Origin of the sequence: Klebsiella sp. CN_Kp091, from assembly GCF_040065095.1 — a bacterium.
Taxonomy (GTDB): Bacteria; Pseudomonadota; Gammaproteobacteria; order Enterobacterales; family Enterobacteriaceae; genus Klebsiella; species Klebsiella aerogenes.
In genome coordinates, this window is the sequence record NZ_JBEAIO010000049.1 from 889,935 (window position 1) to 903,812 (window position 13,878).

The following is a 13,878-nucleotide window of genomic DNA, read 5'->3' on the forward strand; positions in this document are numbered from 1 at the left end:
GGTTTACATCCGCAGTTGGGTGACTTTTCCAGTCGGTTTAATGATCGGGAATTGCTTCACAATGAAATACCCACCGGCATCGTTGGGGTGATCGTTATCCGCCGTTTTATCCGGCTCACCGTTTTCACCCCAAACCTGTTGCTCAAGCGACTCGGTGTACACCGGGCACCGCTTTACATTCACTTTGTAGCGACGTTCACCGTTACCATTGCAGAACATGGCATTCATCGCGTTGATGCGGTCTTTCACTGGCGGGTTTGATGCATTAACAACAACATTGAAGCCGGCCTGCTTAAGCTGGGCGATATCCGTAGCGCTGGCATTGCTGGATTTGCGGGAATCGCCGGAAGCGTCCGGGTAAATATAGATTTCCCGCACCTTGCGATAATCTTTGCCGTCGTACAGCCAGAACCGTTCTTTGATGATGCGGATCATGTCAGGGGTGTCGTAAGCCTTCACAATTTCATTCACCGCAAATGGAAGCCCCAGACGTAATACATGAACAATACCGGCCATCTTCCCGACGTTGAAATCCATACCAATATACAGCGGCTCACCGGGTTGCTCTTCCTCCCGACAGTTATTCAGCTTACGGTCAAACTGATGGTAAATCGTCCCACTGGTAAGGTTGGTGAACTGGCCACGCAGATAAGCCTTGATCAGCTCTGGCGGGTATGACTCCATCAGCGACGGGATATAGTCCGGCGGCAGATTCTTTTCGTTATCGAACGTCGAGGCCTGCACCAGGCCGTACAGCGTTGAGAGCGAAGGCTTATCGCGTACAGCCTTTGCGAACTGCTGATAAACGAATTTAAACCCTTCCGGCGTCGTAGTGACGTCGATCCCGTTACGAAGACCGGCCACGTTGTAACGCATACGAGCAATTATTTTTCGCCAGGCTAACTGCGCCTTTTTGGCGGGCATTACGTCCAGCTCATCAATCAGCGCGTTACCGATTTTAAAACCAACGATGGTTTGCGGTTTCTCCATCGAGCGGCAAATTGTCGTTCCTCGGTACTGGCGCCCGGCGTAGAAGTGAACCTCTTTGTTCCCCTCGTTGATTTTGACATTCAGCCCCCAGTCATTGGCTACTTCCTCAACGGTGGGATAAAAGATGTCACGGATCTGCGGATACGTAGGGGCAAAGTAACCCTGGTTGATTTTAGGGTGTTCCCACATTCCTTTGCAGATGCCGCCGCAACCGACCCATGTTTTGCCAGAACCAAAGCCGGCGACATAGGCCTTAAACTTGTACTGCATCGCAAGGAATTTGGCCTGAGGAACGTTAAGCGTCGGTGCTATCGCCATCCTCTTCCCTCACTCGCGCATCGACTACGTTGATATTGATCGCAACTGGCGTTGGTTCGTCATCTTCCGGGTCAGCGGCCAGTTCTTTGCGAAGTTTGTCGATCTCCAGCTGCCGGCGCTCAATTTCTATCTGCTGCAGGCGCTGGGCGAATTCACTATCAGCCAGGCCGAGACGCTTCATCACCGCCTCGAACATTCGCTCGCGGCTGATAGCGGATATCTCCACACCGTTCTTTCCGAGCTTCACGCCGGAATAGGCAAGCGCTGCATCAGGCGCCAGCTTGCGCGTATCAGCGAAGAAAGGCTGGCCGATACCATCCCCATTGCAGCGAGGACATTCCGGGTTAGGTGCGCTAGTGTGGTCGTAGCCGTATCCCCCATCATCCAAAGGTTCCCGACGTTTACGCTCAAGTGCTTCGAGGCGCTTCTCTTCGTACTCTACGGCATCGCGCCACTGATACTGATGACCGAAGCCCCAGCAGTAACGGCAGCTACCGCGGCGATACTGAGAAAGCTGGTTGGCGTCGAAAGTTGCCAGCCGCCACATCTGCTCAAGCACTTCATCAGCACTTCCCAGCGTGCGCGCAATGGATGCTTTCTGCTGCTGCGCAATGGCCTGCGTAACGTTAGGATTCGTTAGAAGCTGACGGCCATAGTTTGGGTCGCTATAACCCGCTCGCTCTGCGGCGGCAGTGGCGTTATTGTCCTTGAGGTATTCGGCAATGAAGCGCTTTACCTTTGGACTCAGTTTGCTATCCACCAGCTCTTCTGCGCACTTTTCCTTTTGCGCAGTGCGCAATTTCTTCTGCGCAGGTTTTTGCGCAGTTTGCGCAGTGGGTTTCTTGATATATCGGCGGGCAGTAGCGTAATTCAGTCCCTGCGCTTCACACCAATCCTTCGGTGATACGCCGGTTGCGGCATGATCGGACAGGAACCGTTGCTGAAGCTCGCCCCAGTCCGGCTTTGCCATGGATTACTCCAATAAAAAAAGCCACCAGCGAACGCCTGTGGCCTGTGTGGGTTGTGGTGTACATATTGGCTCGGGTGTGCCTCTCTCTGTAGGGTAGCCATCGTGATAGTTGCGTTCTATCTCCTGCTTCTTTGACGATTAACAAGTACACCACAAATCGTCATTATCACATGCACTCATAGAATACCTGCTGTAACGACTTAACTGGACTGCTCCGTGACTGTATCAAACAGTGCCAGCTCTTCGGTTGCTTCCTGAATCGCCTTTCGGGTTTTCGAGACAATCTCACTTTCCGTGTAAACACGATCGAAAGAGTCTGCAAAGAGCTCTGCTTTGAGATAGCTATCGCCAACCCAATCAATGGCCAGCTTAGCCGCGGCAGTGTCGTAGTTAACTTTCTTGATGATATCTAGGCGGATTTGTTCGGATGCGGTGATCTCTGACATGTCTTACCTCTGTGCGATGTGGGGCATTATCGAGGTCACTCTGAGAATGGCCTCTGTGATGCATTCGCATTTATCCTTGCCACGTATACAAGCAGAGCGGTTACCTACAGGATACTTGTTGCGCACAATAAAAAAGGCCGCATAAAGATGCGACCTTTGGTTAATACCAGTTAGAAAACTAAAATCTCTAAGGAGCCACCCGGGTGAGACTTTTCTGCTTAATAACTGACCTCTGCCATTTCGGTGTTAGCTGGCAGTAGTTACGAGATGATAGCTTCATTTTGGCTATCGATATCATTTAATTACTGAAAAAGCCCTTTATATTAATTATTCACTACTATCCAGAACATTGAACCAGAACAAAAGATGTATATGCTGTTCTTTTGATACCAATGATCAATTCGCTCCAACCAAGTGGGTTGCTAACAAATTACTCGAGGGTTCCTTAGACAGTGACCCATATATTTAAATGCTCAATGTAGCGCTGGATAGGAACATAGATAACCACTCCGTTAGAAAGATCAACAGACTTGATAACACCCCCCTGTGGCGCAAAATATTCCCCATCAGAATGAGGCTGGATTGAGTGTTCGTCTCCGTAACGATAATCGTGGGGAAGTTTAGGAAGTGAATTTTTCGTCATGGGCAGCTTCTTAGATTGAAGGAATTTAAAAATCAATAGTGCATTAGCGCCCATGAATTAGATACAAACTTTTCATTGTTTACCGCTCTATTGTCTCGCTTTCAGATTTTTACTAATGTGGCAGTATATATATCAATAAGTTAGACCTTCCCTGTATTACTTAGCACCCTTCTCTGTAATTTGCGAGCAATTGGCCAGCACTGATTTGTTGTGCGCCAGAATGTCGCGCTTGGTCTGCTTATCCAGCACATTGATATCGTGGTCGGTCAGGTAGATGATTCGTACCCAGTTGCAGGCCGTATCAACCACCACCGGGGCGGGTAAACTTTTCGCGCAGCTCCCGATCAACATCGTCATCAGGCATATGGCTAACTGTCTGCTGTACATTGCAGGCCTCTCTTGTGGCTTCCTCTTTCCGTTCAGACGCGGCGACGCTAGCAGCGGCTTTCTCTTCAGTACGCGTTTGTGCTGATTTGGCTTCTGCCTTGCTGGTACCGCGAGCATGGCCAATACCGAATGCACCAGCGATAGCACCCAGGATAAGGACCACCAGCTCAGCAATAATTTCAAAACTCATTGCTTCGGCTCCTTCTGTTTGTCGGCCTTATCTTTCAATGCCGGCTGCCGTACATATTGTGAGAGCACCGCCAGCACTACCAGCGCAGGGCTAATTAGTGCAACGATATTTGGCGGAAGGATGTTTTTGATATCCGGCGGCAGCATTGCCCAAGCATGAAGCGCGGCATCCGGGAATGACTGCGCCCATACACCGACCAGCGCGCCAGCAGTCCCCAGACGAACAGACCAAGTTCTAAGTAACAGGCGAGCATGTCCCACAAACTCAATCCGGGTATACTTTCTTAACAGCAACAACGTTAAAACAACCACCAGCGCAAGCAGAAAGAAGATAATTAGCTTCATAGGTTTACTCTCTCCTTCACCCACCCGAAGAGAAATTCTTCATTGGCTTCCCGCGCTTCCGCAAGTTCGAGATACCGTGCGCCCTGACTGCAGTTCAACCCTTTCTGTATCACCGTGACCCCTGCGCTACCCCGTACGGCTAGGTAACTGCGCAGCGCGGCGATCGTGATGTTCCCAATGACGCCATCCGGTTTCAGGTCGGGATATAGTTTGCCGCGTTGGTTCAGTGCCGTCAGCCAACGCTGAAGGAACGTTGTGGAAACACGCGGCCCCATGTTGACGCCGGTATCGCATAACTCTTCTGCGATTGATGGTGACAATTCGGCGATCTTGTCAAATTTGGGCTCCAGCCAATACTGCTGCATATAGATTTCTTTCGCAGTTTCCCGAGGGAGCTCTTTCATATCGCCTTTGTAACCGTATGCACGCGCTGTGTTCTGCGTGATACCCCAGCGAGTAGGGCCGCCTTTATCAGAGGGGTGATCGACATAACCACCCTCTTTGCCGAGGATACCCTCGATAATCTTGTCTGCTGTCATTGTGCTCTCACTCCGGTGATTCGCTCCCAGAAATACGTGAGCGCTACAGAACCCATAGTCCCACTGATACCGGCAGTGGCCAGAATCATGTAAATACTTAGGCCGCCTTCTATGCTGACAAGCCCACCGATGACACCGGTGAATCCTGAAACCACGATTTGCGCGAGAGCGTTAATCCAGCTCCAGGTAGCTTTGTTTTGCTTAACGTCAATCAGGTATCGGACAAGACCGCCCCAGCATGACAGAGCAAGGACAATCAGCCATGAGACTCCGGCAATGCTTTCTTTATCTTGCATACGTTTAGCCATATCACCTCCGAAAAAACGGGGTGCTGTGTGTGTTTGAAAGGGTCAGGACCGTTGGGCTGATTTATCAACCAAGCTCGTCGCAGATGATTCCCGTGAGCCTGATATAAAAAAAGCCGCCAAAAGGCAGCTTTAATGAAGTTGTTATACTGATGTGGCTCGATAGTAGATTTAACCTTTATCGCTTAAGGTGCACGTCCCTTTCTCCAGAGGGTTGTGCACGTCCGACCCTACCAAGTCGTTCGTAATACTGTAAGTTAGCAACTTTGCCTTTTTATTGAGAATCATAGAGATTGCGGGTCCTGATATTTTTTTCTGGCCATCCATATTGCCAAACACATATATATCCTCAATCTGTCCATCCTTATTAGGCGATGAACCATTGAAATACAGCTCAATGCCATAATGCTCTCCCTCCTTATCTTTCCAGCTAGCATAACGATGCCAGCCATCTTGTTTCTTCACATCTTGCCAAGTAACAATAGTGTTGTTTTTAGAATGTTCTGGAGAGCATTTGAAAACCATCATCGTTGGCTGGTTAGTGGCATGCGCGGAAGCCACTAAAAACAATGCTGGGAAAATAATCTTTCTCATAATATCGCCTGATGCAAAGCAGGGAATTATACACATGCGAATGGCAATGGTAATTTATGTCCATAAAAAAACCCGCTCGCTGGCGGGTTGATCAACGGTGAACAGACAATGCCCATCGTTAGAACAAATTAACACGAATTCGGGAAAAGTAAATATCTCAGCGCGTTATTTGTTTGAGCTGTCCCTCCGCCCATGCCTCTTCTATATCGAATTTAGTGATCAGTTCGTCAAAAAATGGTTTAACCGTCTTCTTCCATGTATCCAGGGTGATGGCATCCGTTACCTGGCAAATGGCACTGTGCACAGCAGTGGAGAGGATTCGCTCATACCCACGACCACCACAGCGCTTGCAGTTGCCCATGACAGGCACTCCCTGCTTCTCCGTCTCATCCTGGTTCACTACCTTCCCCCGACCGTGGCAGTCGTTACAGGCAGCGCTAACAGTCCCTTTTCCCTTGCACTTTTGGCAAAGCACCCGGACCTGCTCCCGGACCGACTTCACCTCCTCCCAGTATGATGGATAGATCCCCTTTGTAACTTTGACCCACTTCGGCGGTTTGCCGTCCGGATACGATACTTTGTTGGTGAAGACCTCTACGTCGATGAATCCGGAACCGCAGCAGCAGTCACATTTTTTTTTGCTGGAAGCGCTTCGCGAATAGTCCTCAAAGGCGAACGTTGCGAGGATCTGAATAACCTGAGGTTTTACGTTCGTCGCGAGCTTGCGCAGCGCGGCAACTTTATCGCATTTTGTCAGCGCATATTCAGCTAATAGACCGATAGCTCGTTCTCGATCATTGTTGCTAATGCCCATCTTGCCCAGAAAAGCGCTATACCCCATAGCAGCACGTTCCTGTGTCATGCCCATTGCAGCCATAATGTCAGTGCCGGTTAATGAGTCTGATGTCGTCGCTCGTGGAGAATCGCTAATCATAGTGGACTTCGCGAAGTGGTATTTCACTGTATTTTCGAGGTTCATGCTATTTCTCCCAGATACTGATAAATGCGGACAAAGTTTTTCAAAATTCGATAATCGGTCATTACTGTTCCGCGGTGCCGGCAGAGGCGGAGCTTTTGCCAGCGTTCGCGGATACGTTCGATACCGTCACGGCTCATGCGGCCTCCCGTTGTTTTATTAGCGCACGGCGTAGCGCGCTGTAATGGCGTCTGATGCCTTCCAGTTCTTCGATGGTGTATCGGTGAGGGGTGTTGTTGTTTTCCAGCGCCTCGACGCGCTCAGCGCCGATTTTCTCTACCAGGCCAATGCGGTACTGCTGCTGGTTTCCTGACATCTGCACGTTGCAGTGATGGCACTGCTTGTGAATGTTGTCCTCGTTGTAACGCAGGTGCGATGCTTTACCGCGGGAACGGTAATGACCTGCCTCCCACTGAACCGTGTCAAAAGTGCCGCAGCTGATGCATGGCAAGTCGTAGTCTCGTTCGCGGATATAGTCGTTAACGACACGCTGGGTCATATCTTCCCAGTGCCTGAGGGGCTTCACCGAGGCTTTGCGTTTACGCCATTCGGCGCGCTCTTTCTTCGCTTTCGCATGCGCCTGTTTTTCGCGCTTCTTCTCCAATTCCTGCATGGCAAATTCAGCGCCATGCTCAGGAGAGCACCAGCGGTGGTTCTCGAAAGCTGGAGTGAATTTCGCCCGGCAGATTTTGCAGCGTCGTTGGGGTCTCTTTGCCATATTCAACCCCACATCCGGTTGCGCCAGCGGGAATCAGGGCGCGGTGGATTCTTGTCTTCCACCAGCTGAGCGCTGACGGTCCAGGTCGTAAAGTCCTGGTTTAAACTACGTTCGACCTTTACCCCGCGTTTGCGGTAATTATCTATCAGTTCATCGGCCTGCTCGGTCGTGCAGTCGTGATGGTGAAACCATGAATATTTCATCGATTCACCCCGCAAAGCTGAGCAATTGAGACGCTGCATTTTCAGCAGCTTCACGACTGGCGAATTTATGGGACAGAATCCACCGCCAGAGCACATCCAGTGAGGACTGGTAAAGCTGGTGGAATTCGGTTTCGTCCATACTCGCGAAAGAAATGCTGCGTGGGTGCTTTTTCAGAGTGCCATCTGGCAGCTGAAGCGCATCGTAATGGCCGGCTTCCACGATTACCCATGAGCGATAGGCGTCAAAGGATTTGCAGATACTGATGCTTCCGGCTCGTTTTTCTGCGACGCGGTCAAGATATTGCTCGGCGATATCCTGGAATACCGATTCATTGCCACCATGGGATGCAAGGAATTTGGAATAACCGAGAATTAGCCTGCGCTCGTTCGAAGAGATTGCGCCGCCAGTAGGCTCCCAGTATTCAAAGCCCAGATTGAGTAAGGCGAAATATCGGCGGTGAAACGCCGGGTTGCGGACAAGCTTATATTCGGCCTCCAGGACGGCACCGAGCTTGCATTTTGTTTGAAGAAAATCGCTGGTCTCCGGCGTTGCGGGGATCAGGATACCTTGAGAATGTTTTATTAAGTGCAATTGCGCCATGGTTTTTCTCCGTGGCGCAGTAGGTAACGGTTGTTCAGGCCGTTGATTTCATATTATCAGAAGGTGGAATAACACGATAGCCGAGTCGTTCAGCAAACCTCATAAATCCATTTAAGGTAAATATTTCTTCTTCTGGCAATAATGGGCGCATGGAGATAATACCATCGGACCTATAAACGAGATGCCTTCCCGTTGAAGGAAAGCTACATATAACGACCCCATCAGTCCGCCTTACTACATCGTACCAAGCCTGATCATTAGGAGTTTCAAAACAAATCGTCACGTTCCCTCCCTGAGTGACCTGCAGACGTACTCACATAACGCCAGTTCCGCAACTGTAGATGACTTTATCCACTTATTCATTTTCAGTTCGGTGTACATTAACACCCCCAAAAGTACTGTATATACAAACAGTACACTCAAAAATAATATTGTTCAACCTTAAGGTCAAATGTCTGAATGATGCGCATAACAGGCTAATGACTGTTCCAACCTAAAAAAAACTCCAGACTTGTTGACAATGATTATCAACAACAATACAGTAGAAATACTGGTTATTTATACAGTATTTTATTTACAACTTTAAACGTCAAAGAGGAATTATCATGGCTGATGAAACCATGGTTGTAAAAGGCACTGCATCACCCAGTTTTGGACAAGACTTATCTATTCCAGGTGGTTCGAATGCCCCACACGTACCTGTGACTGGTCACATTAAAGGAGGAGTCAATTTCCCAGTCGCTATTACCCCAGACGGGTGGCCAGTAGATATCTCTGAAAGGAAGAAAAGTGAAATCAGACCAGACGTTGATTCATTACCAGTTGACACCAAAGTCGTAGTGGAAAATGGTACACCTGCCAATGGATATCGATTAGTAACGAACTATATCCCCATCGGGCAGGTTGAAGAACGTATTACTGTTTTAGCGAAAAAGTATCATAATCAACAGCCGCGCTTAATTCTTACCGATGGTTTATCCATCAGTTTCGATAGTTTTCATCAATTATTTGCTTTCGCTAATCGTTCTAAAGCTCGTGGAACACCCGGTGGTCAGAATCATGGCGCCTCCACACAAGCATGGGCACCTCCGCTCACTTGGGGTCCATGGGTTGATTTAGCTTCGCATGTTGGTGTTGACGTATATACAATCAATTTTGATACTGTGTCTGAAGCTCCATCAACTTTTTCTATACAAATTGAGTATGCCGGCACAAATGGTATGGTTACGATTAATACTTTAGGCCCTGGTTCATATCAAGTAACAGATAATAATGGTGCAGGAACTGATCGTATTCGTTTTAAGAGCCATACGATCGGGCAAAATATTAGCATTCAATATTAACTAGTAAATACAGGGCGCCTTTTACAAGGTGCCCATTTATGTTATTCATAAACCCCATAAATACTATGAGCCGTATCTTTATTAGGTACGGAAAGATTAAATCCGTCTTCTGTTTTTATCTGTGATGCAATTTTAGCATTCAGGAGAGCCTGACTATTGAAAGTGACGACTAGATTTTTTCCTATATTATCAGAGATAAGCTTGTCGAATTTTTGAGAGCAGACTTCACTCTTTTTGACTTTTATAAAAACGCTGGGAGAGGATGCATCTTTAAATGAAACATCATCAATACAATCTTTTTTCAATGTGAAGGTTTCATCCCCTGCACTGAAACTGAGTTCTCTGTTTTTAGCATGAACGCTACATGAGGCGATGAATACCGCTGCCAGCAATACAGGTAATATGTTTCCAATCTTTTTCTTCATCACTATCTCCATATGCTATCGAGTTATAAAAATTCGCTCACTTACTTCCGTTTTTATATTAATATACAGCAAAAAAGAGCATTTGCTAACTTTGAAAGAGCCCTGAACCTAAGAAATACTCATCTTCATAGCAGGGAAACTGATGCTCTCTTATTACGCTATACAAATGATCACAGCAAAGCCAATAGTCTGTGCTGCCTCAATTCACATAACCCCCTTAGTAACTGACTAGCCTCTTCGGTTTTTTCTTCAAGCCAAATTCAGACATTGTTGCATAGTGTGCTTGTAATTTTGCGATGATAGCATTCAATTCTTCATCAGTCAGAACGTTGTCAGTCATCAATTCTTCTCCGTTCAATACCTGTATCGATTATGGACTTTCGCAGTATGCGACTCTCTGAACGGCATTGTAATATTTCAATTAGTATTAAACTACGCCTTGTACTAGCTGGGATTTAGAAGGGAAAGGTTGAGTATCATGACGACCATTCCTTGATAGTTTATAACATCCTCCCCCCCATACGGTGGTTTGTTTCACACCGACTCTAGCCTATCTAAGGCTCTGGCTATCTCTTCGAAAAAGCCATCTCGGGTATGGCTGGTCATTGCTGGTAAAAATACGGCCATCAGCCTGTTTGTGTTGCAGTTCTCATCGTCTGCGAACAGAGCGATTTTTTTATCCAAGCGCACCTTCGCTTCCTGCAACTGCTCGTTTTTCTTGTTAGTGCGCTGGATATAGTCGGCAATGATTTCTATAGCCTTGTTTGTGTATTTTTCGACGTGTTCAGTCATGTGAACCACCTATCGCCTCAATCGTTTCCAACAACAACCGGCGGCGCGTATTTTCTGCAAAGTGACGGCGCCCGGTTTCTTTGTGGTAAAACTCGTTTTTGCCGACGACCCACATCCGCTCTGTCTGGTGCAGTTTTTTTACCTTCGGACCGTCTTTGGTGATCACGGTGCCGGTATGGGTTTTTACGATTGTCATACAGCCTCCCCAAGCACCCAGCGCAGAGCCGCCGCGTATTCACCGCTGGCACCTTCGAGGGCTTTTGTGATTTCTTTGCGTGATTTGAGACGTGACTTAGTTTCGCCAAGCACAGCGCGCTGACGCCGGGCTTTTTCATGGCCGGTTGTGCCAGCAGTTGCCGCTTCGATTTGAGCGACCTTCTCCCGCTGCTCTTCTGGTTTAAGCGATACCAGCTGACGCGCCTGAGTAACGGTGACAGTTCCAGACTCCACTGCATCGCGAACAGCCTGAGTAGCATCCAGCAGTGACAGCGTTGCGCGTACGGTCTGGACGCTACAGCCAAACATCTGAGAGAGGTCTTGTTCATCGTGTCCACGTTCCAGCGCATCAGCCATTTTTTTTGCGCGGCCCAGCGGCGTATCTGCCTGGCGGATTTCGTTAGCGCTTACCATCGCCTGCGCCATGCGGATAGCAGAGCCACGTTTAGTGACTGCCGGAACCTGTAACGGTTCTTTGCCCTCATTCGACAGACGCTTGTTGGCTTCCAGTGTATGGCGCACACGCTGGCGACCATCAACCACACAGGACAACCCGCTCTCAGGGTCTTTCCAGACAATGATTGGTTCCAGTACTCCCTGGTCCATGATGTTCAGCACCATTGCCTCGCTGATAGGAAGGTGAATACGCTCATCGTAAAGTGGGTGGGCCTTATCGGTGACCAGGTGCAGGTTTTCAGGCTCGAAGTTGAGCACGTTTGTTTTGCCGCTGGCACCGTATACATCGATAGAATTCTTAGCCATGAATAGCCTCCTGAACATCTAAAACTCGCTGAAAAACAGGACTGCCAAGCAGGCTGTAATTCATCCCAACAACTGCTTTCGGCACCAGACCAAATCGTTTCATGTCAAAATCGATGATGGCGCGCTGATCGCGGAATAAACCGGATCGGCCATGCCGAACAACTTCGCCAGTGGCTTCCGCATCACGGAAATACTTCAGAACGGTATCGCGGCTTAACCCCAGTTTTTTCATTGCTTCGCTGGTCGTCAGTCGCCCCTTATGTTTCGTGAGACGAATCACTGCGCGGACATACTCCCGGCGCTCAGCAGTTGAAAATGCTCTAGCCATGATTCCGCCCTCTTCCCAAACCGAACTTCGCGCGAATCTCAGCAATTTTGTTTAACCCCTGCTCGTTGCTTAACGGACGTCCGCCGAGTTTTGGGATCTGCTTAACCGGTTCTGGAAGCGTTTCTCCGGCGTTCAAGCGACGAACCATACGCAACAGTTCATCCGATGCTTTACGACGCAGTTCTGAATCGCTGAGGCCATTTGCGCGCATATCGGTGTACAGTCCCGTGACCATCCAGTAGCAGGCTTTGTGCTTCAGCGTGGCCGGGATGACTTTGTGCTCAGGCCAAGGATATGACTCTGCGTCGGGGTACTGTCCGCGAGTTCGGCAATACTGGTAGACCATATCAACCAGTTCATTCGCATCTGGCAGTCCAGCAGAAACAGCCTGTACTGAACGGCACCAGGCGACGAATTGTCCCGGCGACGGCATGAACGGTTTTTCCTGTTTGCGGGCAACACGCATTCCGGCGTTAATCTGCTCCATGGTGGTGATCCCGTTCTCTTTGAACGCAAGAAGCCATTGCCGGCGCATCTCGTTGAGGTCTTCTGCAGACTTGCTGGCCAGTGCCGGGAATACGGCGAGCAGCTGGCGAAACAGCTCGTTGAATATCTCAGCCGTTTTTGTCGCCTGATGTGCAAAGCTATGCGCATCCTGCATTTCAGACATGCCGGCTGCGATACGCTGGAAGTTCTTCCGGTCAAAGTTATGCATGCTTTCTGCGAGAGATTTCATTCAAGTACCCCCTTGATCCAGTCGGTATTGTCCAGCGCAGCTGCACAGGATTTCGCGTGTTGTGGGTTTGGGTTGCGCTGACGTTTAGTCGTGAGCTTATCCCACTGTTTTCGCAGGCTGGTGGGGCTCAGAATGTTGTTCTGCCAGAAGCTGTCTTCGTTGGCCCACTTGAACAATTCGCAGATTTCGTAATGGCTGCGCTTGTCCTGCATGCGCATCAGACGGATGGTGTTTGCCCATTCAACCCAGTTCGGTTCTGAGAGTGAGGCATTCACGGTGAGGGCTTTATCGAAAATCCATCGCGCGGCTTTGAGGTCGTCAGCTGTTCCCCAGGATTTTCCCGCAGGGGTATAAATCCCATCGGACGCTTCTGGATGACGAGAGAGAAACTTCAAAGTTTCCTCGTTTCGGGATTCTTTAGAATTCCGAGACGAAGAAGATCTTTTACTATTGTTCTTGTTCTTGTATTGGGTGTCTCCCGTTTCCGGGAAGAGTTTTCCCGTTTTCGGTAACACTTTTCCCGATTCCGGGAAGAGTTTTCCCGTTTTCGGCTTGTCTAAAATCCACTCAGATAGCTCAGTATTTATACCGACAATTTTCATCACTCCCTGCTTATGAGCGAAGATAATTTTCCGCTCCGCGAGAGATTTGATTGTGTCGGAAATATGCGACTCTCCGAGGTCTGTAAGCTCAGCAATCACCGTGTTTGTTACTCGGTCCTGCTTCTTGTTCCATCCATAGGTAAGCCAGATAACAGCCTCAAGACACTGCCACTCACGACCAGACATCCGCAGACGTGGCTTGAGCTTCTGTATCTCGTTTGCGATCTTGGTATACCCGTTAGCCAGGTCGGCCATTTGACCTCCCGAACGCTCGGTTTTAATCGGAAAATTGATAACTTCAGCGGTATTTGACATACTCACTCCGTGAACTAAGAGCCCTTTTTTCACATCCCGAAGACTGGCTGTGTTGGCGCACAACAGTCTTCACCCACTCAGAACAACCCAACCTGGCTATTCCCCTTACGGATTGATTTCTTTGCTTCTCGCTTT

At 48.9% G+C, this 13,878-nt stretch carries 25 protein-coding genes; 1 reads left to right on the plus strand and 24 read right to left on the minus strand.

The annotated features are described in order from the left end of the window. Positions 1-3 precede the first annotated feature (3 nt). The 16 genes from ABLV17_RS24805 to ABLV17_RS24880 form a co-directional block, all read right to left on the minus strand. On the minus strand, positions 4-1,308 hold the full coding sequence (locus tag ABLV17_RS24805) for a terminase family protein (protein WP_113373683.1): 1,305 nt from the start codon (positions 1,306-1,308) through the stop codon (positions 4-6). After that, a complete protein-coding gene (locus tag ABLV17_RS24810) occupies positions 1,286-2,278 on the minus strand; it encodes a terminase small subunit (protein WP_113373682.1) in 993 nt (330 codons plus the stop codon). The genes ABLV17_RS24805 and ABLV17_RS24810 overlap by 23 nt, the downstream gene beginning before the upstream one ends. Before the next feature lie 200 nt (positions 2,279-2,478). Beyond that, positions 2,479-2,724, minus strand: a complete 246-nt coding sequence (locus tag ABLV17_RS24815; RefSeq protein WP_113373681.1) for a DUF2560 family protein — start codon at positions 2,722-2,724, stop codon at positions 2,479-2,481. Positions 2,725-3,169: 445 nt separating this feature from the next. Then, the gene (locus ABLV17_RS24820) at positions 3,170-3,367 is read right to left on the minus strand and encodes a hypothetical protein (protein WP_162750169.1); all 198 of its coding nucleotides are present in this window, start codon (positions 3,365-3,367) and stop codon (positions 3,170-3,172) included. A gap of 156 nt (positions 3,368-3,523) precedes the next feature. After that, positions 3,524-3,718, minus strand: a complete 195-nt coding sequence (locus ABLV17_RS24825; protein ID WP_047053461.1) for a hypothetical protein — start codon at positions 3,716-3,718, stop codon at positions 3,524-3,526. Next, positions 3,669-3,944, minus strand: coding sequence for a hypothetical protein (locus ABLV17_RS24830; protein WP_047053462.1), 276 nt, complete (start codon positions 3,942-3,944; stop codon positions 3,669-3,671). Before ABLV17_RS24830 ends, ABLV17_RS24825 begins: the two co-directional genes overlap by 50 nt. Next, on the minus strand, positions 3,941-4,288 hold the full coding sequence (locus tag ABLV17_RS24835) for a hypothetical protein (protein WP_047077968.1): 348 nt from the start codon (positions 4,286-4,288) through the stop codon (positions 3,941-3,943). Before ABLV17_RS24835 ends, ABLV17_RS24830 begins: the two co-directional genes overlap by 4 nt. After that, positions 4,285-4,827, minus strand: a complete 543-nt coding sequence (locus ABLV17_RS24840; protein WP_058675829.1) for a glycosyl hydrolase 108 family protein — start codon at positions 4,825-4,827, stop codon at positions 4,285-4,287. The genes ABLV17_RS24835 and ABLV17_RS24840 overlap by 4 nt, the downstream gene beginning before the upstream one ends. Continuing rightward, positions 4,824-5,123: a phage holin family protein gene (locus ABLV17_RS24845; RefSeq protein ID WP_058675830.1), complete on the minus strand. Its 300-nt coding sequence runs from the start codon at positions 5,121-5,123 to the stop codon at positions 4,824-4,826. Before ABLV17_RS24845 ends, ABLV17_RS24840 begins: the two co-directional genes overlap by 4 nt. Before the next feature lie 180 nt (positions 5,124-5,303). After that, positions 5,304-5,726: a hypothetical protein gene (locus tag ABLV17_RS24850; protein WP_224108409.1), complete on the minus strand. Its 423-nt coding sequence runs from the start codon at positions 5,724-5,726 to the stop codon at positions 5,304-5,306. Positions 5,727-5,883: 157 nt separating this feature from the next. Further along, entirely contained in the window at positions 5,884-6,705 is an 822-nt protein-coding gene (locus ABLV17_RS24855) for an antitermination protein (RefSeq protein ID WP_047053470.1), read from the minus strand. Beyond that, the gene (locus ABLV17_RS24860) at positions 6,702-6,842 is read right to left on the minus strand and encodes a YlcG family protein (protein ID WP_049056600.1); all 141 of its coding nucleotides are present in this window, start codon (positions 6,840-6,842) and stop codon (positions 6,702-6,704) included. Before ABLV17_RS24860 ends, ABLV17_RS24855 begins: the two co-directional genes overlap by 4 nt. Continuing rightward, positions 6,839-7,420 carry a recombination protein NinG gene (locus ABLV17_RS24865; protein WP_049056601.1) on the minus strand — a complete coding sequence of 194 codons (582 nt, stop codon included), beginning with the start codon at positions 7,418-7,420 and terminating at the stop codon, positions 6,839-6,841. Before ABLV17_RS24865 ends, ABLV17_RS24860 begins: the two co-directional genes overlap by 4 nt. A gap of 2 nt (positions 7,421-7,422) precedes the next feature. Next, on the minus strand, positions 7,423-7,623 hold the full coding sequence (locus ABLV17_RS24870; protein WP_049056602.1) for a hypothetical protein: 201 nt from the start codon (positions 7,621-7,623) through the stop codon (positions 7,423-7,425). Positions 7,624-7,627: 4 nt separating this feature from the next. Further along, entirely contained in the window at positions 7,628-8,224 is a 597-nt protein-coding gene (locus ABLV17_RS24875) for a DUF1367 family protein (protein WP_224108408.1), read from the minus strand. 34 nt (positions 8,225-8,258) lie between these two features. Further along, positions 8,259-8,507: a hypothetical protein gene (locus ABLV17_RS24880; RefSeq protein WP_072060198.1), complete on the minus strand. Its 249-nt coding sequence runs from the start codon at positions 8,505-8,507 to the stop codon at positions 8,259-8,261. A gap of 322 nt (positions 8,508-8,829) precedes the next feature. On the opposite strand from ABLV17_RS24880, the gene ABLV17_RS24885 reads away from it, so the two are divergent. After that, a complete protein-coding gene (locus ABLV17_RS24885) occupies positions 8,830-9,567 on the plus strand; it encodes a colicin Z C-terminal domain-related protein (protein WP_080968052.1) in 738 nt (245 codons plus the stop codon). A gap of 41 nt (positions 9,568-9,608) precedes the next feature. On the opposite strand, the gene ABLV17_RS24890 is transcribed toward ABLV17_RS24885, so the two are convergent. The 8 genes from ABLV17_RS24890 to ABLV17_RS24925 form a co-directional block, all read right to left on the minus strand. Beyond that, positions 9,609-9,992, minus strand: a complete 384-nt coding sequence (locus tag ABLV17_RS24890; RefSeq protein ID WP_048228855.1) for a hypothetical protein — start codon at positions 9,990-9,992, stop codon at positions 9,609-9,611. A gap of 217 nt (positions 9,993-10,209) precedes the next feature. Continuing rightward, positions 10,210-10,332 (minus strand): hypothetical protein, encoded by a 123-nt coding sequence (locus ABLV17_RS24895; RefSeq protein ID WP_263432338.1) that lies wholly within the window; start codon positions 10,330-10,332, stop codon positions 10,210-10,212. 194 nt (positions 10,333-10,526) lie between these two features. Continuing rightward, entirely contained in the window at positions 10,527-10,784 is a 258-nt protein-coding gene (locus ABLV17_RS24900) for a hypothetical protein (protein WP_048228856.1), read from the minus strand. Beyond that, complete coding sequence (locus ABLV17_RS24905; protein WP_020804603.1) at positions 10,777-10,980, minus strand: hypothetical protein; 204 nt, start codon at positions 10,978-10,980, stop codon at positions 10,777-10,779. The genes ABLV17_RS24900 and ABLV17_RS24905 overlap by 8 nt, the downstream gene beginning before the upstream one ends. Beyond that, on the minus strand, positions 10,977-11,762 hold the full coding sequence (locus ABLV17_RS24910) for a hypothetical protein (protein WP_048228857.1): 786 nt from the start codon (positions 11,760-11,762) through the stop codon (positions 10,977-10,979). Before ABLV17_RS24910 ends, ABLV17_RS24905 begins: the two co-directional genes overlap by 4 nt. After that, positions 11,755-12,090, minus strand: coding sequence for a DUF977 family protein (locus ABLV17_RS24915; protein WP_048228858.1), 336 nt, complete (start codon positions 12,088-12,090; stop codon positions 11,755-11,757). Before ABLV17_RS24915 ends, ABLV17_RS24910 begins: the two co-directional genes overlap by 8 nt. Further along, positions 12,083-12,826 carry a replication protein P gene (locus ABLV17_RS24920; protein ID WP_224108407.1) on the minus strand — a complete coding sequence of 248 codons (744 nt, stop codon included), beginning with the start codon at positions 12,824-12,826 and terminating at the stop codon, positions 12,083-12,085. The genes ABLV17_RS24915 and ABLV17_RS24920 overlap by 8 nt, the downstream gene beginning before the upstream one ends. Further along, positions 12,823-13,743, minus strand: coding sequence for a replication protein (locus ABLV17_RS24925; protein ID WP_048228860.1), 921 nt, complete (start codon positions 13,741-13,743; stop codon positions 12,823-12,825). The genes ABLV17_RS24920 and ABLV17_RS24925 overlap by 4 nt, the downstream gene beginning before the upstream one ends. Between the last annotated feature and the right edge of the window lie 135 nt (positions 13,744-13,878).

Excerpts from the sequence above, each read along its gene's own strand:
- ABLV17_RS24805 (WP_113373683.1), bottom strand. The coding sequence starts at position 1,308 with ATGGCGATAGCACCGACGCTTAACGTTCCTCAGGCCAAATTCCTTGCG.
- ABLV17_RS24810 (WP_113373682.1), bottom strand. The coding sequence starts at position 2,278 with ATGGCAAAGCCGGACTGGGGCGAGCTTCAGCAACGGTTCCTGTCCGAT.
- ABLV17_RS24815 (WP_113373681.1), bottom strand. The coding sequence starts at position 2,724 with ATGTCAGAGATCACCGCATCCGAACAAATCCGCCTAGATATCATCAAG.
- ABLV17_RS24820 (WP_162750169.1), bottom strand. The coding sequence starts at position 3,367 with ATGACGAAAAATTCACTTCCTAAACTTCCCCACGATTATCGTTACGGA.
- ABLV17_RS24825 (WP_047053461.1), bottom strand. The coding sequence starts at position 3,718 with ATGTTGATCGGGAGCTGCGCGAAAAGTTTACCCGCCCCGGTGGTGGTT.
- ABLV17_RS24830 (WP_047053462.1), bottom strand. The coding sequence starts at position 3,944 with ATGAGTTTTGAAATTATTGCTGAGCTGGTGGTCCTTATCCTGGGTGCT.
- ABLV17_RS24835 (WP_047077968.1), bottom strand. The coding sequence starts at position 4,288 with ATGAAGCTAATTATCTTCTTTCTGCTTGCGCTGGTGGTTGTTTTAACG.
- ABLV17_RS24840 (WP_058675829.1), bottom strand. The coding sequence starts at position 4,827 with ATGACAGCAGACAAGATTATCGAGGGTATCCTCGGCAAAGAGGGTGGT.
- ABLV17_RS24845 (WP_058675830.1), bottom strand. The coding sequence starts at position 5,123 with ATGCAAGATAAAGAAAGCATTGCCGGAGTCTCATGGCTGATTGTCCTT.
- ABLV17_RS24850 (WP_224108409.1), bottom strand. The coding sequence starts at position 5,726 with ATGAGAAAGATTATTTTCCCAGCATTGTTTTTAGTGGCTTCCGCGCAT.
- ABLV17_RS24855 (WP_047053470.1), bottom strand. The coding sequence starts at position 6,705 with ATGAACCTCGAAAATACAGTGAAATACCACTTCGCGAAGTCCACTATG.
- ABLV17_RS24860 (WP_049056600.1), bottom strand. The coding sequence starts at position 6,842 with ATGAGCCGTGACGGTATCGAACGTATCCGCGAACGCTGGCAAAAGCTC.
- ABLV17_RS24865 (WP_049056601.1), bottom strand. The coding sequence starts at position 7,420 with ATGGCAAAGAGACCCCAACGACGCTGCAAAATCTGCCGGGCGAAATTC.
- ABLV17_RS24870 (WP_049056602.1), bottom strand. The coding sequence starts at position 7,623 with ATGAAATATTCATGGTTTCACCATCACGACTGCACGACCGAGCAGGCC.
- ABLV17_RS24875 (WP_224108408.1), bottom strand. The coding sequence starts at position 8,224 with ATGGCGCAATTGCACTTAATAAAACATTCTCAAGGTATCCTGATCCCC.
- ABLV17_RS24885 (WP_080968052.1), top strand. The coding sequence starts at position 8,830 with ATGGCTGATGAAACCATGGTTGTAAAAGGCACTGCATCACCCAGTTTT.
- ABLV17_RS24890 (WP_048228855.1), bottom strand. The coding sequence starts at position 9,992 with ATGAAGAAAAAGATTGGAAACATATTACCTGTATTGCTGGCAGCGGTA.
- ABLV17_RS24895 (WP_263432338.1), bottom strand. The coding sequence starts at position 10,332 with ATGACTGACAACGTTCTGACTGATGAAGAATTGAATGCTATCATCGCA.
- ABLV17_RS24900 (WP_048228856.1), bottom strand. The coding sequence starts at position 10,784 with ATGACTGAACACGTCGAAAAATACACAAACAAGGCTATAGAAATCATT.
- ABLV17_RS24905 (WP_020804603.1), bottom strand. The coding sequence starts at position 10,980 with ATGACAATCGTAAAAACCCATACCGGCACCGTGATCACCAAAGACGGT.
- ABLV17_RS24910 (WP_048228857.1), bottom strand. The coding sequence starts at position 11,762 with ATGGCTAAGAATTCTATCGATGTATACGGTGCCAGCGGCAAAACAAAC.
- ABLV17_RS24915 (WP_048228858.1), bottom strand. The coding sequence starts at position 12,090 with ATGGCTAGAGCATTTTCAACTGCTGAGCGCCGGGAGTATGTCCGCGCA.
- ABLV17_RS24920 (WP_224108407.1), bottom strand. The coding sequence starts at position 12,826 with ATGAAATCTCTCGCAGAAAGCATGCATAACTTTGACCGGAAGAACTTC.
- ABLV17_RS24925 (WP_048228860.1), bottom strand. The coding sequence starts at position 13,743 with ATGTCAAATACCGCTGAAGTTATCAATTTTCCGATTAAAACCGAGCGT.